General features: G+C 67.8%; 20 protein-coding genes. 10 read left to right on the forward strand and 10 right to left on the reverse strand.

Going from position 1 to position 21,917, the window contains the following annotated elements; translation table 11 throughout:
• Positions 1 to 160 precede the first annotated feature (160 nt).
• Positions 161 to 1,060, forward strand: a complete 900-nt coding sequence (locus F0U60_RS42085; RefSeq protein WP_395808516.1) for a LysR family transcriptional regulator — start codon at positions 161 to 163, stop codon at positions 1,058 to 1,060.
• 6 nt (positions 1,061 to 1,066) lie between these two features.
• On the opposite strand, the gene F0U60_RS42090 is transcribed toward F0U60_RS42085, so the two are convergent.
• Both F0U60_RS42090 and F0U60_RS42095 read right to left on the reverse strand, forming a co-directional pair.
• Positions 1,067 to 1,825: an alpha/beta fold hydrolase gene (locus F0U60_RS42090; protein WP_395808518.1), complete on the reverse strand. Its 759-nt coding sequence runs from the start codon at positions 1,823 to 1,825 to the stop codon at positions 1,067 to 1,069.
• A 75-nt stretch (positions 1,826 to 1,900) separates the two neighbouring features.
• Entirely contained in the window at positions 1,901 to 2,485 is a 585-nt protein-coding gene (locus tag F0U60_RS42095) for a TIGR02265 family protein (protein WP_395808520.1), read from the reverse strand.
• A 125-nt stretch (positions 2,486 to 2,610) separates the two neighbouring features.
• On the opposite strand from F0U60_RS42095, the gene F0U60_RS42100 reads away from it, so the two are divergent.
• Positions 2,611 to 3,438 carry a protein kinase gene (locus F0U60_RS42100; RefSeq protein WP_395808522.1) on the forward strand — a complete coding sequence of 276 codons (828 nt, stop codon included), beginning with the start codon at positions 2,611 to 2,613 and terminating at the stop codon, positions 3,436 to 3,438.
• A gap of 21 nt (positions 3,439 to 3,459) precedes the next feature.
• Here F0U60_RS42100 and rsmB read toward each other — a convergent pair whose 3' ends face one another.
• Genes rsmB through F0U60_RS42120 form a run of 4 tightly spaced genes read right to left on the reverse strand, consistent with a single transcriptional unit; the run spans position 3,460 to position 7,220 of the window.
• A complete protein-coding gene (rsmB, locus tag F0U60_RS42105; RefSeq protein WP_395808524.1) occupies positions 3,460 to 4,779 on the reverse strand; it encodes a 16S rRNA (cytosine(967)-C(5))-methyltransferase RsmB in 1,320 nt (439 codons plus the stop codon).
• 10 nt (positions 4,780 to 4,789) lie between these two features.
• Positions 4,790 to 5,722: a type II 3-dehydroquinate dehydratase gene (locus tag F0U60_RS42110; RefSeq protein ID WP_395808526.1), complete on the reverse strand. Its 933-nt coding sequence runs from the start codon at positions 5,720 to 5,722 to the stop codon at positions 4,790 to 4,792.
• 15 nt (positions 5,723 to 5,737) lie between these two features.
• Positions 5,738 to 6,673 (reverse strand): methionyl-tRNA formyltransferase, encoded by a 936-nt coding sequence (fmt, locus tag F0U60_RS42115; protein WP_395808528.1) that lies wholly within the window; start codon positions 6,671 to 6,673, stop codon positions 5,738 to 5,740.
• Positions 6,674 to 6,704: 31 nt separating this feature from the next.
• On the reverse strand, positions 6,705 to 7,220 hold the full coding sequence (locus tag F0U60_RS42120; RefSeq protein WP_395808530.1) for a signal protein: 516 nt from the start codon (positions 7,218 to 7,220) through the stop codon (positions 6,705 to 6,707).
• Positions 7,221 to 7,408: 188 nt separating this feature from the next.
• Between F0U60_RS42120 and F0U60_RS42125 the strand changes: the two genes are divergently transcribed.
• The gene (locus tag F0U60_RS42125) at positions 7,409 to 8,998 is read left to right on the forward strand and encodes a HEAT repeat domain-containing protein (protein WP_395808532.1); all 1,590 of its coding nucleotides are present in this window, start codon (positions 7,409 to 7,411) and stop codon (positions 8,996 to 8,998) included.
• Between the two features lie 4 nt (positions 8,999 to 9,002).
• Here the strand turns inward: F0U60_RS42125 and F0U60_RS42130 are convergent, their stop codons facing one another.
• Positions 9,003 to 9,299 (reverse strand): hypothetical protein, encoded by a 297-nt coding sequence (locus F0U60_RS42130; protein ID WP_395808534.1) that lies wholly within the window; start codon positions 9,297 to 9,299, stop codon positions 9,003 to 9,005.
• Positions 9,300 to 9,438: 139 nt separating this feature from the next.
• On the opposite strand from F0U60_RS42130, the gene F0U60_RS42135 reads away from it, so the two are divergent.
• The 4 genes from F0U60_RS42135 (at position 9,439) to F0U60_RS42150 (ending at position 12,361) form a co-directional block, all read left to right on the forward strand.
• Positions 9,439 to 9,990, forward strand: a complete 552-nt coding sequence (locus tag F0U60_RS42135) for a YaeQ family protein (RefSeq protein ID WP_395808536.1) — start codon at positions 9,439 to 9,441, stop codon at positions 9,988 to 9,990.
• Entirely contained in the window at positions 9,987 to 10,346 is a 360-nt protein-coding gene (locus tag F0U60_RS42140) for a hypothetical protein (protein WP_395808538.1), read from the forward strand. The genes F0U60_RS42135 and F0U60_RS42140 overlap by 4 nt, the downstream gene beginning before the upstream one ends.
• Positions 10,347 to 10,466: 120 nt before the next feature.
• Positions 10,467 to 11,249, forward strand: a complete 783-nt coding sequence (locus F0U60_RS42145) for an alpha/beta fold hydrolase (RefSeq protein WP_395808540.1) — start codon at positions 10,467 to 10,469, stop codon at positions 11,247 to 11,249.
• 278 nt (positions 11,250 to 11,527) lie between these two features.
• The gene (locus F0U60_RS42150; RefSeq protein WP_395808542.1) at positions 11,528 to 12,361 is read left to right on the forward strand and encodes a type VI immunity family protein; all 834 of its coding nucleotides are present in this window, start codon (positions 11,528 to 11,530) and stop codon (positions 12,359 to 12,361) included.
• A 79-nt stretch (positions 12,362 to 12,440) separates the two neighbouring features.
• On the opposite strand, the gene F0U60_RS42155 is transcribed toward F0U60_RS42150, so the two are convergent.
• Positions 12,441 to 13,910: a pre-peptidase C-terminal domain-containing protein gene (locus F0U60_RS42155; RefSeq protein WP_395808545.1), complete on the reverse strand. Its 1,470-nt coding sequence runs from the start codon at positions 13,908 to 13,910 to the stop codon at positions 12,441 to 12,443.
• A gap of 544 nt (positions 13,911 to 14,454) precedes the next feature.
• Between F0U60_RS42155 and F0U60_RS42160 the strand changes: the two genes are divergently transcribed.
• Complete coding sequence (locus tag F0U60_RS42160) at positions 14,455 to 16,695, forward strand: ATP-binding protein (RefSeq protein WP_395808547.1); 2,241 nt, start codon at positions 14,455 to 14,457, stop codon at positions 16,693 to 16,695.
• 23 nt (positions 16,696 to 16,718) lie between these two features.
• Here F0U60_RS42160 and tpx read toward each other — a convergent pair whose 3' ends face one another.
• Positions 16,719 to 17,210 carry a thiol peroxidase gene (gene tpx / locus F0U60_RS42165; protein ID WP_395808549.1) on the reverse strand — a complete coding sequence of 164 codons (492 nt, stop codon included), beginning with the start codon at positions 17,208 to 17,210 and terminating at the stop codon, positions 16,719 to 16,721.
• A gap of 33 nt (positions 17,211 to 17,243) precedes the next feature.
• A complete protein-coding gene (locus F0U60_RS42170; protein WP_395808551.1) occupies positions 17,244 to 18,683 on the reverse strand; it encodes a hypothetical protein in 1,440 nt (479 codons plus the stop codon).
• Between the two features lie 257 nt (positions 18,684 to 18,940).
• Between F0U60_RS42170 and F0U60_RS42175 the strand changes: the two genes are divergently transcribed.
• Both F0U60_RS42175 and F0U60_RS42180 read left to right on the forward strand, forming a co-directional pair.
• Complete coding sequence (locus F0U60_RS42175; protein ID WP_395808553.1) at positions 18,941 to 20,770, forward strand: HSP90 family protein; 1,830 nt, start codon at positions 18,941 to 18,943, stop codon at positions 20,768 to 20,770.
• Positions 20,767 to 21,894, forward strand: a complete 1,128-nt coding sequence (locus F0U60_RS42180; protein ID WP_395808555.1) for a hypothetical protein — start codon at positions 20,767 to 20,769, stop codon at positions 21,892 to 21,894. Before F0U60_RS42175 ends, F0U60_RS42180 begins: the two co-directional genes overlap by 4 nt.
• Positions 21,895 to 21,917: the final 23 nt, after the last annotated feature.

Raw genomic sequence — 21,917 nt, forward strand, 5'->3', positions numbered from 1 at the left:
AGCAGCCCCCTCCTCCAAACACGCTCTCCACCCCACCTGGCGGCTCTCCGACGTCAAGCGGCAGGGCGAGCGGGCGAGGTAAGTGGTTTTGCCGAGGGAGCGTAGACCGGCTAATTAGCTCTAGCCTCGACATTAGGCTTCGGTTAGGAGAGGCGCCCTCATGCAGCTTGAATCCTTGAAGATGTTCTGTGACGTGGTCGAGACGGGCTCCTTCTCCCGGGCCGCGCAGCTCAACCACGTGACGCAATCGGCGGTCAGCCAGCAGATCCGCGCGCTGGAGAACCGCTATGAGCAGAAGCTCTTGTCGCGCAGCGCGCGCCAGGTGACTCCGACTCCGGCGGGCGAGCGCCTGTTCCGCGGATGCAAGGAGATCCTCGCCCGCTTCGCCGAGGTGGAGAACGAGATCCGCGAGCAGTCCACGGAGGTGGCAGGCACCACGACGGTGTCCACCATCTACTCGGTGGGTCTGCACGAGCTGCGCAGCGTGCAGAAGCAGCTCCTCAAGACGCACCCCAAGGTGAACATGCGCCTGAACTACCGGCGCAATGATCAGGTGTACGACGACGTCATCCTGGGGGCGGCGGAGATTGGCATCGTGGCGTACCCGCAGCCGCGCGCGGGCGTGGACATCCACCCGTTCCGCGACGACAAGCTGGCGGTGGTGTGCTCGCCCAGCCACCCGTTCGCCACCAAGGCGAAGGTGAGCCTCACGGCGCTGTCGGGCGTGCCCTTCATCGCCTTCGATCGCGAGGCCCCCACGCGCAAGGCGCTGGACCGGCTCTTCCGCGAGAAGAACCTGGACCTCAACCCGGTGATGGAGATCGACAACGTCGAGACCATCAAGCGCGCGGTGGAGATGGGCATCGGCGTGGCCATCCTCCCCATGGCCACGGTGTCGGCCGAGGTGGCGCAGGGCTCGCTGGTCTCCAAGCCCTTCGCCGAGGGCCCGGTGTCGCGCCCCATCGGCCTGCTCATCCGCAAGGGCAAGTACCTGGACCGGGCCTCGGCCGCGGTGCTCGAGGCCTTCAAGCTCGCCGAGGCCAGCTCCGACGAGGCGTAGTCCTCCTCAAGCGACAGACTCGACGCCGCTGGCGGGCGCCAACGCGTCCAGCCACGGCGTCAGCAGCCGCGCGCACTCCTCGGGGTGCGTGAAGTAGGGGACATGGCCCGCGCCCCGCAGCAGGTGCTGGGGCGTCCCCGGAGGCAGCGAGGCCGCCAGCCTCGCCATCGACGAGGGGGGAACCAGCACATCTCGGTCTCCCTGCACGCACACGCACGAGACGGGCAGCCTGCGCAGCTCCGGCGGAGGCGGCTCGCTGCGGATGGCGAAGGCGCGGTGGAGCGTGGTCATCCGCTCCAGCCGCGTGGTGGGCACCACGTCAGGGACGCGCGCCAACGGGATGGGCTTCCACGAGGCCAGGGCCGCCGTGAGCGGGCCCGGGCGCCCCAGGACGGCAATAGGGCCCATCATCGCAATGAGGTTGCCGCGCAGGCCCAGGTGCTCGGGCCGAGTGAAGGAGCCAAGAAAGGCCACGCCTCGCGCCGCCCCACCCGCTGCCAGGTGAGCGGCCACCATGCCTCCGAAGGAGCTGGCCACCACCGCGTCCACCGGACCGGCCGCCTTCAGCACCTCGTTGGCGAGCGCCCCCGCCCCCCGAGCGGCATGCTTGCCTTCCGGGTACTCGACGAGGATGGGACGGGCCACCCTGGAGAGCTGCTCGGCGAGTGCCCGAAAGCCCGCCCCCCGAGCGCCCAGCCCGGGAAGCATCAACACCCGCGGACCCATTCTTCCGCCCAACTCCGTCAGCTCGACTCCCTGGCGCATGTGCCTCCTTGCGAACGCGCTCGGAACAGCGCCCGTGCGCGCATTCTGCCCGCCTCCCCCTGCACGCTCCCCTGGTTACCAGGAGACCTCTATTTCCGTATCGCTCAGGCTCAATTGTCGCCCCACGGCCTTCACACTCGCCACCTTCGTGGCCTCGAAGATGCCCCGCACCGCGCCCTCGAAGTACTCCATGGGGAGGGTGCTGCCCTTGATGGAGACGATGCCTGTGCTGGGTCCAATCCAGTGCACCGAGCAGTCGCCATGCCGCACCGAGGTCCGGTACGCCGAGGGAAAGCCATTGAGCATCCGCCTCGGCTCGCCTCCGGCCAGCATCAACAACACGCGCCCGGCCCCGGACTCCAGGTAGGACGGAGCCACCCGCTGCCCGAGGTGCCGCATCGCTGCGGCGAAGCCGTCATGCTTCCCGCTCAGCGCCCACGCCGCGGTGTAGAGCAGCCGGTTCAACGCCCCCACGGGGTAGCTGAAGAAGGTCATGAACCGCTCGCCACCGGCCGCCTCGATGCAGCGCTCCAGCACCACCGAGTCGTCCAGCTCACGCACCACCTCCAGCGCGCCGGTGAAGAAGAAGCCACGCAGGGTGTCCTCGGGCCCACACAAGGCCAGTCGCTGCTCCAACTCCTGCTGTGAGCCCTTCTCCATCGCTCTTCCGAAGTATTGGCCCTTGATTTCAGGGTCAAGACGCGTCCGCCTCATGTTGGAGGTTGGACGTCTCCTGGGGGGGACCCCCGAGGTCCACAGAGGTCACCCGGTCTACACTTCCGGCCATGAGCGCACTGAGCGCAGGTGACGTCCTCGGAGGAAAGTGGCGCATCGTCCGTCCGGCCCTCGGCGACGAGCCCGGCTCGGAGTTCCGAGTAGAGCCCTCCGAGGGCGGAGGAGCTCGGCGGGTCACACTGTGGCGCACATTGCGCCCCCCCGCCCCGGCCGAGCTGGAGTGCTTCGAGCAGCTCGTACATACGGGAGAGCGGACGGAAGACCCCTCGTTCCAACCCGTGGAAGACGTGGGGTACGACACGGCCCGAGAGGCGCTCTGGTGGGTGCGCCCCTGGTGGAATGGCGAGTCACTGCCCTCCATGCTCGGGGGACTCCATCAGGTAGGGCTTGAAATCACCTACCTATATTCACTCGCCGAGCAGTTGGCGCAAGCGCTCACCGCCGCCCAGGCCTCCGGCGTCGTCCATGGACGGCTGAGGCCCTCGCGGTTGCTCGTCGCCCCTGGGCCTCAAGGCGTGCGGCTGTCCATCCTGGACCTGGGGCTGGAGCTCTTCCGGCGCAACCACGCCCACGGCTGGATGAAGCCACCCCGAATCGGTGCGGCCTACGTGGCGCCCGAGCTGGACGACTCGGGTCCCGTGTCCCCCTCCGCGGATGTCTTCTCCTTCGGGCTCATCGTGCGAGACATGCTGGCCTCGCGGCGGGACGGAGTGTGGAAGGGGCGATGGGAGCACTGGGTGGAGCGGGCCACGGCCGCGGATCCACGCGCACGCTTCGGCAGCCTCACCGAAGCCATGCAGGCCCTGCAGCCCGTGTTGAAGTCCCTGCCGGACCCCATCCCCCCACCTCCGGAGAACCATCAACGCGAGCACCCCTGACGCCCGCCCGGGCGAGTCCTCTCAGTACATCTTACGCAGGCGCGCGGCGAAGAAGCCGTCCCAGGCCTCGGGGCCCGGCAGCGTGCGCAGGTACGCCTGGGTGAGCGGGAGCTTCACCGCCTCGTGCAACACCGGCGGCTCCGCCGTCCACTCGGGGTGGCTGCGCAGGAACATCTCCACCTGATCCTGCCCCTCCTGCGGCTCCGACGTGCACACCGCGTACACCAGCAGCCCTCCGGGCGGCACCGCCTCCTGACAGTTCTCCAGGATGCGCCGCTGCAGCACCGCCAGCCGTCCGATGTCCTCCTGCGTGCGCCGGTAGCGCAGCTCCGGGTGGCGCCGCAGCGTCCCCAGCCCCGAGCACGGCGCGTCCACCAGGAACGCGTGGAACTCGCCCCACTCCTCCGGGTAGGGCTGCGACGCATCATGGGCCCTGGCGCTCAGCCGCTCGGAGAGCCCCAGCCGCTTCGCCTCGGACTCAATCTTCCGCAGCTTGTTGGCGTGGAGGTCCGTGGCCACCACCTCGTGCTTCTCCGCCAGGTGGCACGCCTTGCCGCCGGGCGCCGCGCACGCGTCCAGCACCCGCGCCGTCTCCGGAATGTCGCCGTAGACGCCCACGAGCTGCGCCGCCTCGTCCTGCACCTGCCACAGACCCTCGGCGTAGCCGTACACGTCCTCCAGCCGCCCCACCGGAGGCAGCACGATGCCCACCGGCGACACCGCCGTGGGCCGCACCTCCAGCCCCGCCTCGCGCAGCTGCTCCAGCAGCGCGTCTCGCGTCACCTTCGCGCTGTTGGCGCGGATGACCACCGGAGGCGTCTGGTTGTTGGCGACGAGCATCGCCTCGGCGCGCTCGCGGCCGAACTGGCGCAACCAGCGCTCCACCAACCACCGGGGGTGACTCTCGCGCACCGACAGGAACCCGACGAGGTCGTCCTCTGGAGGCAGCGGCTGCGAGGGCAGCGAGGACAGCTTGCGCAGGATGGCGTTGGCGAAGCCCGCCGCGCGTGCCAGTCCCACGTCCTTGAGGGCCTGCACCGTCTCGGCCACGGCGGCGCGAGCCGGCACCCGCGTGTAGAAGAGCTGGTAGGCCCCTACGCGCAGCGCGGCCAGGACCTTGTCCTCCAGCGCGTCCAGCTTGCGGTCAGCGAAGCGGGTGATGGCGTAGTCCAGCGCGAGCTGGCGACGAGTGGTCCCGTAGGCCAGCTCGGTGATCAACCCCGTGTCCCGAGCATCGGCCGGAGGTGACTCCGAGAGCACCGTGTCGAGAACAACATTGAGGTACGCATCCGTGGCCCGGACGCGGCTCAGAACCTGGATGGCGATGGCGCGTGCGTTCATCCCTTCCCTCTCACCCTTCCAACCGAGTCATCATGTCCACGAGCTCCGCTTCCGACAGCTTGGTGGCGGGCATGGTGGACAGGGTGAGGCGCTGCAAGGACTCCTCCAGCATGTCCCGGTAGCCACTCTCCGCCGGAGCTCCGCGCTGCACCTCCGTCCACTTCGAGCGAGCCCAGGTGGCCAGCTCCGCGGGCGTCAGCCGGCCCGCCAGCCGGTCGGCGATCTTCTGCCGCACCAGGGCCCGGGTGAGGAAGTCCGCCGCGGGCGTGCCCTTCACCTTGCGGCCCAGCGTCTTCGAGGGCGAGGCAGACGCGGCCGGTGCCTCCGCCTTGCGGCCCAGCGTCTTCACCGGGGCATCGGCGGAGCGCGCCAAGGCCCTCGACGGAGACAGGGCCAGGGACTTCTCCCGGGGAATGTCCTTCTTGCGGCGACCGAGCGTCTTCACCGGCCCCTCCGGCTCAGCCCCCTCCTCACCCTCCCCTTCCTCGTCCTCTCCCACTGACTCCTCGTCCTCCTCCGTCAGCTCCCCGGCGAGGTCCCCACTCGCGAAGCGCTCGAGGGCCTCGAGGTATGAGTCGAAGCCCTGGCCCTCGATGGTGGCAACGCAGGCCTCGGCCACCACGGACTCCCGCTCGCCGAGCGCCGCCAGGTACACCTCAATGGCGGGCACGCCTACGGCCTCCAGCGCCTCCCTCAGCGGGTACGAGCCGAACAGCCCCGCGGGGCTCACCACCACGCCGTCCAACCGAGAGCGCTCGGCGTGGAGGGTGTCGATGAGGACGCCCTCGTGGTTGGACTGCACCATCTTCAGCTCCAGCCCCAGCTCCGCGGCCCGGGCATTCAGGGCGGCATCGAGGTCCGCGAGCCGTCCCCCCAGCCTGCCCTCCCGCTCGCCGAGCAGGTTCAGGTTCGGCCCATGCAGTACCAACAGCCTCTTGCCCATGTTGCGTGTCCTCTCCTACGTATCGAATGGCCGGCTGCCCGGCGCCAGCTTGCGGCCCGCGAGGAACTCACCCGCCGCCATCACCCGCTTGCCCTCGGGCTGCACCTCCAGCAGCACCAGCGAGCCCTCGCCGCATGCCACCTCCAACCCCTGCGGACCCGCGGACACCACCGTCCCCGGCTCACCGCGCCCCTGCCCCACCTTCGCCCGGTGCACCTTGAACAGCTTGCCGTCCAGCGTGGTGAAGGCTCCCGGCCACGGGGTGAAGGCACGCAGCCGCCGCTCCAGCTCCACCGCCGGCCGCTTGAAGTCGAGCTTCCCATCCTCCTTCTGGATGATGGGGGCGAGCACCATCCCCTCCGAGGGCTGAGGCACCGGCTTCAGCTCGCCGCGCAGGTACGCGGGGAGGCACTCGCGCAGTAGCTCTCCGCCCAGCTTGGAGAGCTTGTCGTGCAGCGTGGCGCTCGTCTCGTCCGGGGCGATGGGCAGGCGCTTCTCGGCGAGCACGGGGCCGGTGTCCAGGCCCTCGTCCATCACCATCAACGCCACGCCCGTCTCCGTATCCCCATGGGCGATGGCCCACTGGATGGGGGCGGCGCCACGGAAGCGCGGGAGCAGCGAGGCGTGCACGTTGAGGCACCCCTTCACCGGCGTCTCCAGCAAATCCTTGGGGAGGATCTTCCCATAGGCCGTCACCACGGCGACGTCCGGTGCGAACTTGCGCAGCTCCTCGGAGAAGGGAGGGGTGCGCAGCTTCTGAGGCTGCAATACGGGCACCCCGCGCTCGAGCGCATAGGCCTTCACGGGGGAGACAGCCAGCGCCTGGCCACGGCCCTTGGGCTTGTCCGGCTGGGTGACAACGGCCACCACGTCTCCGATGTCGAAGAGGGCGGCCAGGGAGGGCACGGCGAACTCAGGGGTGCCCATGAAGACGATGCGGGGGCGAGTCATATGGGGGAGCCTTCTGCTGTACCCGGGCGCCTCAGGCAACGGACTTCAGCGCACCCGAGGTGGGACCTTCGATGGCCTGACGTTTGCGAGCACGGATGGAGCCAAGAATGCTGAGCGCGGCCTGGGCATCCTGGGTGGTGGCCAGGGGCCGCAGGGTCTCGATGACCTCGGCGAGCAGCCGGGCCTCCTCGGCCTCGCGCTCGCGGATGCGGTCCACCGCCTCGCTGAAGCGGTTGAAGAAGCCGAGCAGCTCGTCCTTCTTGCGCAGCGGACGCATGCGCGGGTAGCGGCCGGCGGCGAGCGTCGCGATGTAGAGGCTCATCACATGGATGGGACCGGCCACGCGGTGGGTGAGCACGAGCCCGAACAGGGCCATCAACCCCGCCACAACGAGCGCGCCCAGGCCGATGAGCCACAGCATCGTCTCGCCCCCCAGGGCGAGGGCCTCGGGGGACGCACCGCTCTCCACCGCTTCCCGGTGGGCCCGGTACGCCAGCACTCCGACGAGCATCACCCCGCCTCCGCCGAGCGCGGCGAGCCGGAGCATGTACCGGAGCTGGAACCCGGTATCGATTAGATATTTCCGGCGCACGACACGAGGACGCGGGGAAGGTTGAGTATCGACGGACATGGCGTTGGGCAGCGTACTCCAATCTCCTGGGTCGGTTTGATCCTTCCGACAGGACGGGTTTAGGACGGAACGCGCGTACAACCCGTTGTTCAGTGGGGGCCCACATGTCTCGCCTTCTTGCCGCGTCAAGCCTGGCGCTCATGCTCGTTCTTTCTGGGTGCAAGGTGGACCCGTCCTCTCCGGAGTATTGGGAGAAGACATTGGGTAAGGCCCGGAGGGCCCAGGACCAGGTGCGGGTCATCGAAGCCCTCCGCAGCTCCGGCAACCTCAACGCGAACTTCCTCCCCTTCCTGCACGGGCAGCTCGCATCGGACAAGAAGCCCGAGGTGAAGGCGGCAGTGGCGCGGGCGCTCGGGGATGTGAAGAACGTGGCGTCGGTGGAGCCGCTGGGGAAGGCGGTGGACCTGGGAGCGACGGACTCGGGCGGCAACCTGATGAACAAGGCCTTGGCGTCGGCCTTGGGAGCGATTGGCGATCCGAAGACCGTGCCGGAGCTGATGAGGCTGCTGAAGGCGCGGGACAACTACACACGCATCGAGGCCGTGGACGCACTGGGACGCCTGCGTGCGAAGGAAGCGGTGGATTCCCTCATCCAGATCGCCATGGATGAGACCGCGGAGCCCTTCCTGAACAAGAAGGCCATCGAGGCCCTGGGGCGCATTGGGGACGCACGGGCGGTGCCGGTGCTGATGCGGATGCTGACGAAGGAGCGCAGGGGCGTGTCCTTCTACGTGGAGAGCTCGTTCTCCCTCTTCCAGATGGGCCAGCCCGCGGCGGACGCGCTGCTCGCGGTACTGCAGGGCAAGGATGACGAGCTGTCGCGCTGGGTGAAGCAGAATGGCATCAACCCGGCGAGCTACTCCTTCAAGGCGGCGGAGATCCTCGGAGACCTGCGGGAGCGCCGGGCGGAGGGAGCCCTGGTGCAGCAGCTCGCCTTCAAGCACGAGGACCCGCGCATCCAGGCGGGTGTGAGGGCGCGAGCGGCGGACGCACTGGCGAGGATGCGCTCGGCGGCGGCGGTGAAGCCCCTGGCGGCGCTGGTGTCCGAGCCGGACGCGGGACTGCGGCGGCAGTACACGCACGCGCTGGCGCGGCTGGGCGGTCGCGACGCACTGCCGGCTCTGGAGAAGGCAGCGGGCCAGGGTGACTGGTACGCGCGCGAGGCGGCCATCGACGCCCTGACGATGCTGGGAGACGCGCGGGAGCAGCCGGCGCTGGAGAAGCTGGTGGCGGCGGAGCCGGCGAAGACGACGGCCGAGTGCGCCGAGCTGGGTGGCGAGGGGTGCGAGGACCCGGCGACGCTGGGGAAGAAGCGGGCGGAGATGATTTCCCAGTACGGCCAGCGGCTGGAAGCGGCGAAGACGTGCGGTGCGGACTCGGGATGCTGGGCGAAGAAGCTGGGGGACGCCGACAAGAGCATGGTGGCGCGCGCGGCGCTGGAGGTGGGACGCGGCAAATCGGCGGCACACCTGGGGGCGCTGCTGGCGCGCATGACGGAGAAGGACCCGGACACGCGGATGGCGCTCATCCTCGGGGCGGAGTGGCTGGTGGAGGATACGAAGGAAGCCGCGGCCCAGGCGAAGAGCTCGCTGCCCACGCTGGAGAAGCAGCTCTCCGAGGAGAAGAGCCGCACGGAGTACGTGAGGGCCAACGAGGACCTGCGGCGGCTGGTTGCCAGACTGCAGCGGACGTAAGGCTCTATTGGCGTTCCCGCGCACCGAATAAGGCATCCTCCACATCACGAACGAGATGATCCACGTTCGGCCAGTCCTGGGCATCATCCCTGATGGAGCGAGAGATGAGCCACGACTGCAAGTTGGCCAGGACCAGGTAGGCGGCCTCGGTCCTGGTAATCACCCCCGCAACGGCAATCTCCCAGGCATCTTTCTCGCCGTACAAGATGTCGTGCAGCCTTCGGTACAGCTCGGCGTCAGAGACTTCGGGAAACGAAACCGCCTCAGCCACCCTTCTTGCACAGCCGACAAGAGCATTCATGTCGGGGCTGTCCCGAACCCCGTATCGCGTTCCCATAGGAGAGACCTCGCAAGAAAGTCATTCCGGATTGCGTCTGCGTCTTCGACAACCTGCGGAGCCATAGGATGATGGGAGCCCTTCTGCGCTATAGCTCGCTTCGATGACCCTCGCTCCGACGTTGTACGACTTCCAGATCGCCTTGAGCCACGTTGATCGCGCAATCGACCAGCCACAGCTGAGCCTCAAGGTCGCACGCCACCCGTCCGAGACCATGCAGCGCGTCTGGCTGCGGGTGCTCGCGTTCTGCTGGCTCTGGGAGGAGCGGATGGCCTTTGGCAAGGGGCTCGGCGAGCCCGATGAGCCAGACCTCGAGTGTCGCGACTACACCGGCCTGGTCACGAGCTGGGTGCGCGTTGGCAAGGCAGACCCGCTCAAGGTCCAGCGCGCGGTCGATCAGAACCCGCACGCGAAGGTATCGGTGCTGTTCGAGTCTCCCCAGCGACTCGAGGCGTTCCTCACCGAGGCGCGCGAGGTCAAGGCGCTGCGCGTGGCGAAGGCCGAGCTTGCCGCGATCGACGCCGGGCTGCTGCGCGCCCTCTCCGGCTTCGACTCGCGGCGGATCAAGCTGTCGCTGACTCTTGTCGGAGATCATGTCTACGCCGAGTGCGAGGGGCAGAGCTTCGACGGTCCGCTGACCCGCGCTGCCCTGTGAAGCTCGAGCGACACGTCGGAGGGCTCTCCCTCGCGCGCAAGGCCAACTACCTGCGCGCGCGGGGCTGGCACGAGCAAGACGGTGGTTGGTCGAGCGAGATCTTCGGGCTGCTGCCCATGGCCAAGGCCGTCCACCACCAGCTCACCGATGACCTCAGCCAGGCACTCTGCAAGCGGGGGTGGCAGGTGGTCGGGTTCTCCGAGCGAGGCTATGTGCAGATGCGCGATGGCGAGCGTGGCAAACCGTGCTCGCTGCCCAAGGCCCTGCGCACCCAGGCCCGCCGCGAGAAGCGCCCGGTCGCCGAGCTGACCTATGAGCTGTTCCTCGCGGCGATGCTCGAGGTGGAAGGCGCGTAGGCGTTCGCTCACGATGTTCGAAGGTGAGCGCACGAGCCCCAGCCGCTACTCGTTCCCGGGGCAGTAGGACAGACTCCGAGGAAGGCCCTGGCCCATACCTGGGGGCCGGGAGCAGACACGATGAAGCACAAGGAAGCGACGACGGTGACCGTTCCCGGACCCGCGGGACGGCTGCTGGCAACAGTAGAAGGCGACGGCGGCATCCCCGTCCTCTTCGTGCACGACTTCGCCGCCGACCGGACGCACTGGGCCGAGACACAGCACGGCCTCGCGACCCGCAGCGTCTCGTTCGACCAGCGAGGGATGGGTGAGAGCAGCGGCGGCCATGGCCCTTTCGGAGTGGAGGCCTCGGTGGAGGATGTCGCCGCCGTTGCTGACGCGCTGCTTCCCGAGAAGTTCGTCCTGGTGGGCCATGGCTTCGGGGCCGCGGTGGCTGGGGCCTTCGCCTCGTACTACCCCGAGCGGCTCGCCGGGCTCCTCTACGTCGAGCCGGTGGGAGACCTGCGTCGACAGGACAAGGCCGATGTGGCCACCTGGCTCGAGAACTTCAGCGAGGCGAAGTACGGCGGCTTCCACGAGCACTGGTTCACCCCACTGCTCCTCGAGGCGAAGGAGAAGACGCGAGCGCTGGTCATGAAGACACTGCGGACCTCGCGGCGGGAGGCCATCGCTGGAAACATGGAGTCGCTCTTCGGCTACAACCCAGACGAGGCCTTCGAGCGCTTCACGGGACCCACCCACGCGCTGGTGACAGCCACCGGCCCGGAGACGCTGGTGGCCCAGCGACCCGAGCTGTCCCGCTCCGTGCTGCCGCACGCGAGCCACTGGCCGATGCTGGACGCGCCCCAGTGGTTCCACGCGGAACTGGTCCGCTTCCTCGGCCGCTGCAAGCACGAGCACTGAAGAAGCCCATCCACCCTAGGATGCCGCACGTGACCAAAGCGGCCCCCCATGCGGCACACGCCAACCCCTGCTGCCCTCCTATGAGAGTGCGCGGCATGGGCTTGTTGGTAGCTGTTCCCAAACAATCAGGGAGACATGTACGAGAAGGCTCTCCTCGGAGGCAGAAATAAGCCCAGATTCAGCACTCCCGATGGAGTCAAGTGATGAGCGAGCACTACCCGCGAATACGTCTCGACAAGGCTTTGGGTGAGAGACACTCCCTCTTTATTCGGGAGAGCATGAGCATCACCTTCCACATGAAGCGCTCCCACCAGGAGCTGGTGCACGCGGTGATGCGCGACCTGGAAGTCTACCGCCGCGCGGTGGGAGCCCTGACTCTCGGTTGGTACGCCAACCCCTACAGCGGAGACTGGGACGAACTCGATGACAAAGGCTGGGCGTACCTCCAGAGGGAAATGCTCGAAGAGCCCGCCACCCACCTCTGGCTGCGTGAATCTCCCAGTGCCACCACGGGGTACGAGGTCCTCTACCATGGCAGACTGCTCGACACGCCCCCTGCCAACGACATGACCGTGGTGTCCTTCATCCTCCCCACGGAGTACCTCGAGGAGCACGGACCCAAGAGGGTGCGGGAGCTGGCGTTGGAGCTGGCGGCGGAACTGCCCTTCAGCTCCGGCCATGCGGGCCTCGCCTTCAACTTCCCAGAAAGCGTCCTCGGCACGACCGAGCGCATCCGCGACCTGTCCTTCCGCTATCCCGGCCTGGACATTCCACAGGTGCAGTTCGACTCCCTCGCCATTGGCACCCGGGTGAATGGAGTGCACTGGCTGAACTTCCTGGGCCAACCCGTGTTGGGGGCACTCGGCGGCGTTGAGGGACTGCGCGCGCGCCTGCGCTCGCCTGATACCACCGTGCAAGAGCTCGATGGCGAGCGGGCCGTGGTGACTCTGGGAAAGTGGCCGGAAGCGGGAGATACGGAGCGGGGCCACGCGTTGCCCGAGCATCGCGAACTGGCTCGCGTGCTCGAACCTTGGTTGTTCTTGGGCCGCGCTCCCTTCGATGGCTTCTCCGAAGCAGACATGCGCCGATGGGAGCGCCGATTCCTCGATTGACGGGGCCCCAAAACAACAACGGGCGGCCCCTCCGAGGAAGGACCGCCCGATACAGCTGTGGCTGCGGCGATGGCTACAGTTACGGCTTGGTGTAGCTGATGGCCAGGTTGTAGCTGCCCGAGGTGTAGCCGTTCACCATGATGTACGCGCTGGTCTGGCCCGAGGGCACGGTCAGCTCGCACGTCTCGGCGGCGCCGTCGAGGTACGGGCGGCAGTTATAGGAGGTGGTGGAGGGGGCCGAGCCGAACTTCACGTACAGGTCCGGATCACCCGAGCCGCTCATCACCACCTTGAAGATGGTGCCGGCCACCACGCTGTAGGGGCCGTGATTCTTGCTCTGGCTCGTGGACACGCTGCCGCTGACCGTCTCGGACGTCGGGGTGCCCGTGCCGGTAGAAGGCTTGGTGTACTCGATGGCGAGCTTGAAGGTGCCGGCGGCGTAGCCGCGCACCATGATGTAAGCCTTGGTCTGGCTCGAGGGCACAGTCACGGTGCACGACTCGGAGGCGCCGTTGGCGTACGGACGGCAAGCGTAGGAGGTGGTGGAGGGGGCCGAGCCGAACTGCACGTACAGGTCCGGGTCACCCGTACCCGTCATGGTCACCTTGAAGCTGGTGCCGGGCACCACGGTGTAGGGGCCGTAGTTGACCTCCTGGTTCTTGGACACGCTGCCGCTGACCGACTCGGACACCGGGGTGCCGCTCGGCGGAGGCGGCTCCGTCGGAGGCGGCTCACCGTTCGGCGTGCCGTAGAGGGTGGCGGCGCCGATCTGGTCCTTGGTGGTGATGACCAGGTCACCCGTCTGCGATCCATTGCAGTGCGGGTAGTGCATCACGGACTCCGAGTCATACGTCGTCAGGACGCGCCAGTCGCTGTCCTCGAAGCAGGTGCCCGACTCGGGGCGGGTGTGCTCGTGGCGGAAGCCCAGCGTGTGGCCCAGCTCGTGACGCAGAATGCCGGGCAGCGTCCACGGATCCAGGTTGCCAAAGGCGCTGTTGTCGATGAGGACGTTGCGCTCGGAGCGCGGAGAGTCCGGGAAGAAGGCGCGCGCCACATACTGGCCACCCGTGTTCACCGGCCGCACGTCGAAGAGGACGTTGGGGTTGCTGGCGGTGCAGTTGGCGTCCTCGGCGCTCAGGTAGACGAACTTGATCTTGGCCACCGCCTCCCAAGCCCCAGCCGCGGCCGCCATGTCCTGCACCACTTTGTCGTAGTTGCTGCCGAAGGTGGTGCTCACGCAGTAGGTGAGGTTCAGCTTCTGCGTGTCGTTCCACTTCGCATCCGTTCCACCCGGGGCGTGGACGATGAGCTGCCCAGCCTTCACGTACTGCTCGTAGAACTCACGCAGCAGCTTCTCGTTGTGAAGCGGGGTGTCCCCGTTGACGATGAACACGCCCTCGGGGTCCTGGTAGACCTGGGCGCGGAACTCCTCCCACGAGAGAGCCTGGCCAACGGGCTCGGCGTCAGAGAGACCCTCGGCCCCGCCGCAGCCGACAGCGGCCAGCAGCGAGAGCCCAGTGATGGAGACAGCGAAGCGGGATTTGGTCATGCGCCTGCCTTGAGCAGCCCTCGTGCCAGCGCGCAGACCCCTGTAATCATTGGAGTCACCTTCCTTGGACCGGTAGCTCCGGACTCCATTTTCTGTTCCAATCATGTAAAGCGGGCTGACAAACTCCGTCCCATTCCCCCTGATTTCGAGGGCTTCCGTGCCACGCCGAGTGCTGTCCTGAAAGAGGACACCCCTGTCCTCATCCGCTACAGTCGCTCCGCCGCACCTCGAGAACGGCGCTTCGGTCCTCCCTTCCGAGAAGGTCGTCAAGCACGTCACCGCAGCTGGAGGCTGTGCCTCAACGCACCGCCCAAGAGAAGTGCGTGAACCGCGCGTGAAGGGTGAGGCGGACGCGCTGTTGAAAAGCGCCCTGCTCACTCTCGGTCCCATGTGAAATGACCCGAAATGTGGAAGCGTTGCTGCTTCAGCCACAGCTCCCATTTCCCTCCGACCTGCCATTCATCTCGCCGCACGCACTCTCGCCCGGTCCCCGAAACCAGGCAGGAGGGTCCTGCCGTGAGCGAGCACAGGTCGTCCGGTCCTCATGCTGTCCACCCCCCTCCGTGCACCCCTGGCCCGTTCGACGCTCCTCCACATGGGGGTGCGCATCGGGGTGATCATCGCGCTAACCACCCTTCTGAGTTACCTCCACATCCTCAACGCCCTGCGCGAAGAGGCGCTCGCCCATCTGGAGCGGTACGTCACGGAGCGTAGTCAGAGGGAACAGGCCATCTTCCTCCTGGCCAAGGACAACCACACCGTCTTGAAGAAGGCCCTGGAGGAACGAATCCAGTCGCTCACGCAGGAGGAGGTCAGTGCCCGCTTCGATCGACTGTTCGTCCACCTGCCCGATGGTTCGGTCCGCAACCGCGCCGAGGGCTTCGATGGCACGAAGATGCCGGGCGTTTTCGTTCCCCGAAGGGTGACGCTCGACGCGGACATGCGCCGGAGGCTCCTCGCCGCGTACGACGTGCTCTCCTGGTACGGGCCCGCCTTCCATACCCGTTTCACGAACACGTACATCACGCTGCCCGAGGGGCCGCTCGCCATCTACTGGCCCGAGCACCCCACCTGGAGCCAGGAGGCCGAGCCGGATTTCTGGAGCCTCGACTTCGATTTCTTCCCCATCAGCCTTCCCCAGAACAACCCGGAGAGGAAGACAGCCTGGAGCCAGATCATCGTTGATCCGGTGTCCAGGACCGCGATGGTCTCCGCCTCCACTCCTCTGGACACGGAGGACAAGCATGTCGCGACGATCAGCCACGATATGTTTCTCGAGGAGATGGTGGCCCGTACGTTCAACGATGTCCTGCCCGGCTCGTACAACGTGATCTTCCGCGACGATGGGCAACTCATCGCCCATCCCTCGATGGCGGAGAAAGGCAGCGCGGGTTCCTACAACGTTCTGGAGACCTTGAAACGGCCCGACGGAGCACCCGCGCAGCCCGGCACCCCGGAGCAACTGGCCCACATTCGGGACATCATCGAGCGCGTGAAGAACCGCCCGCCCGGCGAATCCCTGCTGAAGCTCCCCGAGCACGGCGAGTACCTCGCCACGGCCCGGCTGGAGGGGCCCGGTTGGAACTTCGTCACCGTGCTTCCCGAGGCCACGGTGACCCGGCCGGCCTTCCAGGCCGCACGCACCGTCCTGCTCCTCGGAATCCTCTCGCTCTGCCTCGAGCTGGGCATCCTGTACTGGGTGCTCCAGAAGCAGATCACCCATCCGCTGCTCGCCTTCACCCGGGCCACCGATCGGGTGGCCTCCGGTGAGTTCCACGTCGAGCTGGACACCTCACGTAACGACGAGCTGGGACAACTGGCCCGCGCCTTCCGGCTCATGGCCGACCAGGTGCAACGGCGCGAGGAGGAGCTGCGTCACGCCAACGAGAGCCTCGAGCAGCGCGTCGAGGAGCGCACCCGCGAGCTCAAGGAGCTCCACGTGCAGCTGGTCCAGACCGCCCGCCGCGCGGGCATGGCGGAGGTCGCCACCAACGTGCTGCACAACGTGGGCAACGTCCTCAACAGCGTCTACACCTCCGCCCAGCTCGCCAGGGAACGCGTGAACGACCTGCGCCTGGCACACGTGGGCCGCATCGCCCACCTGCTCCAGGAGCACCAGTCCGACCTCGGCACCTTCCTCACCCAGGACGAGCGCGGGCGCAACGTGATGCCCTTCCTGAGCATGCTGGGGCAGAACCTGCTCGACGAGCAACGGGAGATCCTCTCGCTGCTCGAGGACGTGGGGCGCTACACCGAGCACGTGGGTGACATCGTCAAGGTGCAACAGAACTACGCCCGCACGCCCCGCATCCATGAATCCGTCCAACTGGCAGAGTTGGTGGAGGACGCGCTGCGCATCAACCTGGCCGGGCTCTCCCGGCATCAGGTGAAGGTGGTGCGTGAGCTGGCGGCCCTGCCTCCGGTGCTCACCGACAAGCACAAGGCGTTGATGATCCTCGTCAACCTGGTCAGCAACGCCAAATACGCCATGGATGGGGTGCCTCCGGCCGAGCGGGTGCTGTTCCTGAAGCTGGAACGCACCGGCACCGACCACGTCCGCATCCAGGTGCATGACAATGGGATGGGCATCGCGCCGGAGATGCTCACCCGGATCTTCCAATACGGCTTCACCACCCGGGAGGAGGGGCATGGCTTCGGCCTGCACTCCAGTGCCCTGGCGGCCCAGGAGCTGGGCGGCTCACTGACCGTCCACAGCAACGGACCCGGGCAGGGAGCCACCTTCACGTTGGAAATCCCCTATGTCCCGGCCCAGCCGGAGACGTGAGCCCTCTCCCCGCGACCTGCGGGCTACAGCTTCGCGAGGGCCGCGTCGTAGTTGGGCTCCTGGGCGATCTCCGGTACCTGCTCGGCGTGGATGACCTTGCCGCTCTCGTCCACCACGACCACGGCGCGCGAGTAGAGGCCGGCCATGCCGCCCTCCTTGATCGTCACGCCGTACTGCTTGCCGAAGTCACTGCGGAAGCCCGAGAAGGTCAGGGCCTTCTCGATACCCTCGGCGCCACAGAAGCGCTTGAGCGCGAACGGCAGATCCATCGAGATGTTGATGACGGTGACGTTCGGCTTCTCGGTCGCGCGCTTGTTGAACGTGCGCACCGACGTCGCGCAGACCCCCGTGTCGATGCTGGGGAAGATGTTGAGCACGCGCTTGCCCGGAATCGACGAGAGCTTCTTGTCGGCGAGGTCGAGGCCGGTGAGCGTGACATCCGGCGCCGTGCTGCCCACAACGGGTAGGTTGCCCTCGGTCTGAATCGGGTTGCCCTTCAGGGTGATCTTGGCCATGGCAGGTCTCCTTGCAAATGCGGGGAGCGAGCGTCAGCCCCCCGATGCCACCTTCTTCCCGGACACAGTGCGGCCCGGAGACTCCTCGCTATCACCGCCGGCGCCCTCCTCGGGGCTCGCGGGCGCGGGCTCGTCCTGGAAAGAGCTCGGCAACAGCTTGAAAGGCAACACTTTCGCCAGGGCAATCAACAGCAACATTCCTCCCGGCGCCGCGAAGATGGCGAGCGCCGGAATCGCCTTGGCCACGTCAATCAATTGCGCCCGCATGCGCTGGCGCTCCTCGGCCGTCAGCGGCTGCCTGCGCGCGGCCTTGGTGAGCAGGTGGTACAGCTCGCCCGTCTTCCGGACCTCCTGCATGAGCCGGTAGAAGTTGCGCTCCAGCGTGTCCTGCATGCTGGATACGAGGTCCTCCCCCAGCAGGTTCGCGGCCGAGGACACCGTGAAGACATCCACCACGGAGCGATTCTTCGCGTAGAACTCGGCCACCTCCAGCTCCAGCTGGTGCACCGTGCTCTCAGGCACCCGGAGCGCCCGAGCGAGCCGCTCGATGAAGGCGCGCTCCCCTCGCGAGCTCCGGCCGTCCACCAGCGACGCCAGCAGCGTCTGCTCCAGGATGAAGCGCCGCAGGTCCACGCTGCGCACGCCCTTCACCGCGGCGCCCAGGGAGCGACGGCGCTCGAAGGACTGCTTCACCGCGGCGCGCAGCTCACCCTCGAGCTTGTCTGGCAGTCCCAGGTCCTCCACCTGCCGGAGGATGGCGCGGCGCGCGGAGAACGTCGGTTGCCGGTCCGCACAGGCCAGGCCCGTGAGCACCTCCACGAGCAGCGCCTTCTGCCGAGCGGCGAAGTCGATGCGGCGCCGGGCCATCTCACGGTTCAACCCACCGCGGGCGAAGTAGTCGAGCGCCTGCCGGCCGAACATGTGCGCATCCGCGTAGAGGGCGCCGTTGTGCAGGACGAGCCCATAGGCCGGGTCCCCCGACAGCGAGAGGGCGCGGCGCTCCAGCGCGTCCTCTACCCTCCCCCACAGCTTCCGCGGCGCCTCAAGCTGTCGGCGCACCTTCTCCTCAATAGCCTGGGCCTCGTCGAGCTGGCCGGTGAGGACGGCGAAGAGGAGCAGGAGCTGCTCGCGGCGAGGGCCCGCGGGCGAGCCGGCCAGGGAAGCGATGTCCAGGGCCATGCGCGCGAAGGTTCGCACCACGGCACGGAAGAGCACCTCCTCGGGAGAACCCGTGCCCAAGCCCGTGCCCGTGAACTCGGAGGACACGCTCTCCGAGGGAGCCCCACCCTCCGCGGGCGTGCCGTAGAGCAGCCCGCTGGCGCGCAACATCCGTCGTAGGTACGAGCGGGCACGGGCACGGCCGGAGCTGGACTCGGGGAGGCCCGGAGGCACGACGGGCCCGGGCGCGCGCACATGGGCCGCGACCGCCTCCTCGAGCAACGAGGAGAGCCAACCCGCCTTGCCTAGGTCCATCGGAAATCCACCCCAGATGCCGCGCCAGGCGGCGTGCGGGAAATACCCCACTCACCGCCTCGGCGCCACCAGCACTCTTGTCGAGGCGCCGCTGGGGATGTTCGAAACCGTGCGTCCTTGTCGGGCGCGCCGGGCCGCATATTCGGCGGACAAGCAGTCGTCCAGAGGCAAATCCGGCGGCCCTGCGCGGCATGGTGGACAGGTACACCTGTGAGGTCGTACGGGTCGCGAAGTATTCGCTATAGGCTGCTCCGCCCGTGGACCATCGCTTCCAGGTCAACCTCCGGGGGGTCATCGACCTCCTCTCCCACCACCTCTACAGCACGCCCGGCGTGTTCGTGCGTGAGCTGCTGCAGAACGCCACGGACGCCATCCGCGCCCGGCGGCACCAGGAGCCCGGGCACCCAGGCTCGGTCCGGGTGGAGCTCATCGAGAAGCAGGACGGCGGTCTCCCCACCCTGCTCTTCACCGACGACGGGGTGGGGCTGACGGAGGAGGAGCTGCACCGCTTCCTGGCCACCATCGGCGAGAGCTCCAAGCGCGAGACGCTCGAGGCCCGCCGCAACGACTTCATCGGCCAGTTCGGCATCGGCCTGCTGTCCTGCTTCATGGTGTGCGACGAGCTGCTGGTGGTGACGCGCTCGGCGAAGGGAGATGGCCGCACCGTGGAGTGGCGAGGCCGACATGACGGCACGTACGCCGTGCGGCCCTCCGAGCACCCTCTCGAGCACCCGGGGACCCAGGTCTTCCTCGTCGCCCGGGCGGATGCCGCCGAGTACTTCACCGCGGAGCGGGTGCGGCAGCTCGCCGTGCACTACGGGGGCCTGCTGCCCTTCCCCATCTCCCTCACCGCCAACGGCAGCACCGAGCACCTCAACCCGGCCCCCCCCCCCTGGCGCCACACGTACGAGAGCGTGGCGGAGCGTCGCTCGGCGCTGCTGGCCTACGGGCGTGAGGTGTTCGGCATGGACTTCGTGGACTGCATCCCGCTGCGCGCGGAGGCAGGCCAGGTGGAAGGGATTGCCTTCGTGCTGCCCTTCTCGCCCCACTTCAACGCGCGCCAGAAGCACCGCGTGTACCTCAAGGACATGCTGCTGTCTGAGAGCGCGGAGAACCTGCTCCCGGAGTGGGCCTTCTTCGTCAAGTGCGTGGTGAATGCCCAGGGTCTGCGCCCCACCGCCAGCCGCGAGGCCTTCTACGAGGATGCCACGCTGGCGCGTGCCCGCGAGTCACTCGGCCAGTCGCTGCGCCAGTACCTGGTGGACCTGGCCCACAATGATCCGCGCAACCTGCAGCGGCTCATCGCCCTGCACGGCCTGTCCGTGAAGGCGCTCGCGCTGGACGATGACGACTTCTACCGGCTCGTCATCCACTGGCTGCCCTTCGAGACGACGATGGGGATGATGACGCTGGGGCACTACCGCCAGGCGTCTCCCACGGTGCGCTACGTCAACAGCCTGGACACCTTCCGGCAGGTGGCACGCGTGGCGGCGGCGCAGGGGCTGTGCATCATCAACGCGGCCTATACGCATGACACGGCCCTGCTGGAGAAGCTGCCGCGCGTGCTGCCGGACGCCCAGGTGGAGCTCTTCTCCGCGGCGCAGCTCCCCCAGGGCTTCGAGGCGCTGACGGAGGAAGAGCTCCAGTCGGTGGAGCGGCTGCGCCAGGTGGCGGAAGAGGCACTGGAGCCGTTCCGCTGCGAGGTGACGCTCAAGAAGTTCCTCCCCGCCGAGGTGCCCACGCTCTACGGAGACGTGGACGACGGGGCCTTTCGGCGCGACGTGGAGCGCGCCCGTGAGGAGACGGACGAGCTGTACGCCTCGGTGTTGGAGGGCGCGCTGGCCGAGTCCCGCGAGGAGGAGCGGCCTCAGCTCTGCTTCAACTTCCGCAACCCGGTGGTGCGCAGGCTGGCGCGGGTGCGGGACGTGGCGCAGCTCAAGCTGTCTGTGGAGATGCTGTACGTGCAGGCGTTGTTGCTGGGGCACCGGCCACTGAACGCGCGAGAGATGGCGCTGCTCAACCGGGGGCTGCTCGGCCTCATCGCGGCGCGCCTGGACGAGGACGAAGGCACAGGGGGCGTACATTGAGGGAGCAGGACTGGCGCGAGCAGGTGAAGACGCTGCTCGGGCGCGCAGAGCGGCTGGAGCCGGGCGAGGCCAAGGTGATGGCCCTGGAGGAGGCGGCGCGGTTGGCGGACGCCCACGGGGACGTGCCGCTCGCCTTCGAGGTGCGGGATGCGCTCATCGACGCGGCCACCTTCGGCGGCTTCCCGGACCGGGCCCTGGTGGCCTTCGCCTGGTGCCGAGGCCAGCAGCAGCGTGACCCGGAGCGTTTCTCTCCGGAGCAACTCCTCTGGAAGCAGAAGTGGGTGGTGGGCCGGCTCGACGAGTTCCCCCACATCAGCCGCAAGCAGATTGAGGGCGCGCTGGATGACGTGGAGCAGTGCTTCGCGAAGGCCGGGGCGGGACAGCGGGCGTTGTTGAAGCTGCGCTACCAGGCGGCTCGCGACATGGGCGACGACGCCCTGGCCGAGTCGCTGTGGGCCCGGTGGGTAGAGACGCCGCGCGATCACCTCACGGACTGCCGGGCCTGTGAGCTGGATGATGAGCTGGACCACCACATCGACCAGGGTGAGTACGAAGTGGTGCTGCGCAAGGCGCGGCCTCTGCTGGAAGGGCGCAGCACGTGCGCCGAGGTGCCTCACCTGACGCTGGGCAGCGTGCTCTACCCGCTCTTCAAGCTGGGACAGCTGGAGCATGCGCGGGACAGCCACCTGCGCGGCTATGCGCTCGTTCAGCGCAACCGGGAGTTCCTCGCCACGGTGGGTGAGCACCTGGAGTTCCTCACCCTGACGGCGAATGTGGAGTGGGGACTGAAGCTCTTCGAACGTCACCTGGGGTGGGCACTCGAGCACGCGAGCCATCGCGATCGTTTTACCTTCCACTCGGCTGCGCTCGCCTTCATGGAGCGGGTGCTGGCCGAGGGGCGCGAGCGGGTGGAGCTCTCGCTGCCGCGTACCTTTGCGCTGTACTCCTCCGAAGGCGCTTATGAGACACGGGCGCTGCGCGGCTGGCTCTCGTCTCAGGCGGAGGGCATCGCCGCCAAGTTCGACGCGCGCAATGGGACGAACCGCTTCCACAAGCTGCTGGCTCGCGCGCGTCGACTGAATGACGAGGTCGTTCCCTTCCCCATCCACGCGTCTTCCCTTTAGGGGTGGACCAAAGGGAGAGGGAG

Origin of the sequence: Archangium minus (assembly GCF_044360475.1) — a bacterium.
Lineage (GTDB): Bacteria > Myxococcota > Myxococcia > Myxococcales > Myxococcaceae > Archangium > Archangium minus.

Excerpts from the sequence above, each read along its gene's own strand:
- F0U60_RS42085 (WP_395808516.1), top strand. The coding sequence starts at position 161 with ATGCAGCTTGAATCCTTGAAGATGTTCTGTGACGTGGTCGAGACGGGC.
- F0U60_RS42090 (WP_395808518.1), bottom strand. The coding sequence starts at position 1,825 with ATGCGCCAGGGAGTCGAGCTGACGGAGTTGGGCGGAAGAATGGGTCCG.
- F0U60_RS42095 (WP_395808520.1), bottom strand. The coding sequence starts at position 2,485 with ATGGAGAAGGGCTCACAGCAGGAGTTGGAGCAGCGACTGGCCTTGTGT.
- F0U60_RS42100 (WP_395808522.1), top strand. The coding sequence starts at position 2,611 with ATGAGCGCACTGAGCGCAGGTGACGTCCTCGGAGGAAAGTGGCGCATC.
- rsmB (WP_395808524.1), bottom strand. The coding sequence starts at position 4,779 with ATGAACGCACGCGCCATCGCCATCCAGGTTCTGAGCCGCGTCCGGGCC.
- F0U60_RS42110 (WP_395808526.1), bottom strand. The coding sequence starts at position 5,722 with ATGGGCAAGAGGCTGTTGGTACTGCATGGGCCGAACCTGAACCTGCTC.
- fmt (WP_395808528.1), bottom strand. The coding sequence starts at position 6,673 with ATGACTCGCCCCCGCATCGTCTTCATGGGCACCCCTGAGTTCGCCGTG.
- F0U60_RS42120 (WP_395808530.1), bottom strand. The coding sequence starts at position 7,220 with ATGCTCCGGCTCGCCGCGCTCGGCGGAGGCGGGGTGATGCTCGTCGGA.
- F0U60_RS42125 (WP_395808532.1), top strand. The coding sequence starts at position 7,409 with ATGTCTCGCCTTCTTGCCGCGTCAAGCCTGGCGCTCATGCTCGTTCTT.
- F0U60_RS42130 (WP_395808534.1), bottom strand. The coding sequence starts at position 9,299 with ATGAATGCTCTTGTCGGCTGTGCAAGAAGGGTGGCTGAGGCGGTTTCG.
- F0U60_RS42135 (WP_395808536.1), top strand. The coding sequence starts at position 9,439 with ATGACCCTCGCTCCGACGTTGTACGACTTCCAGATCGCCTTGAGCCAC.
- F0U60_RS42145 (WP_395808540.1), top strand. The coding sequence starts at position 10,467 with ATGAAGCACAAGGAAGCGACGACGGTGACCGTTCCCGGACCCGCGGGA.
- F0U60_RS42150 (WP_395808542.1), top strand. The coding sequence starts at position 11,528 with ATGAGCATCACCTTCCACATGAAGCGCTCCCACCAGGAGCTGGTGCAC.
- F0U60_RS42155 (WP_395808545.1), bottom strand. The coding sequence starts at position 13,910 with ATGACCAAATCCCGCTTCGCTGTCTCCATCACTGGGCTCTCGCTGCTG.
- F0U60_RS42160 (WP_395808547.1), top strand. The coding sequence starts at position 14,455 with ATGCTGTCCACCCCCCTCCGTGCACCCCTGGCCCGTTCGACGCTCCTC.
- tpx (WP_395808549.1), bottom strand. The coding sequence starts at position 17,210 with ATGGCCAAGATCACCCTGAAGGGCAACCCGATTCAGACCGAGGGCAAC.
- F0U60_RS42170 (WP_395808551.1), bottom strand. The coding sequence starts at position 18,683 with ATGGACCTAGGCAAGGCGGGTTGGCTCTCCTCGTTGCTCGAGGAGGCG.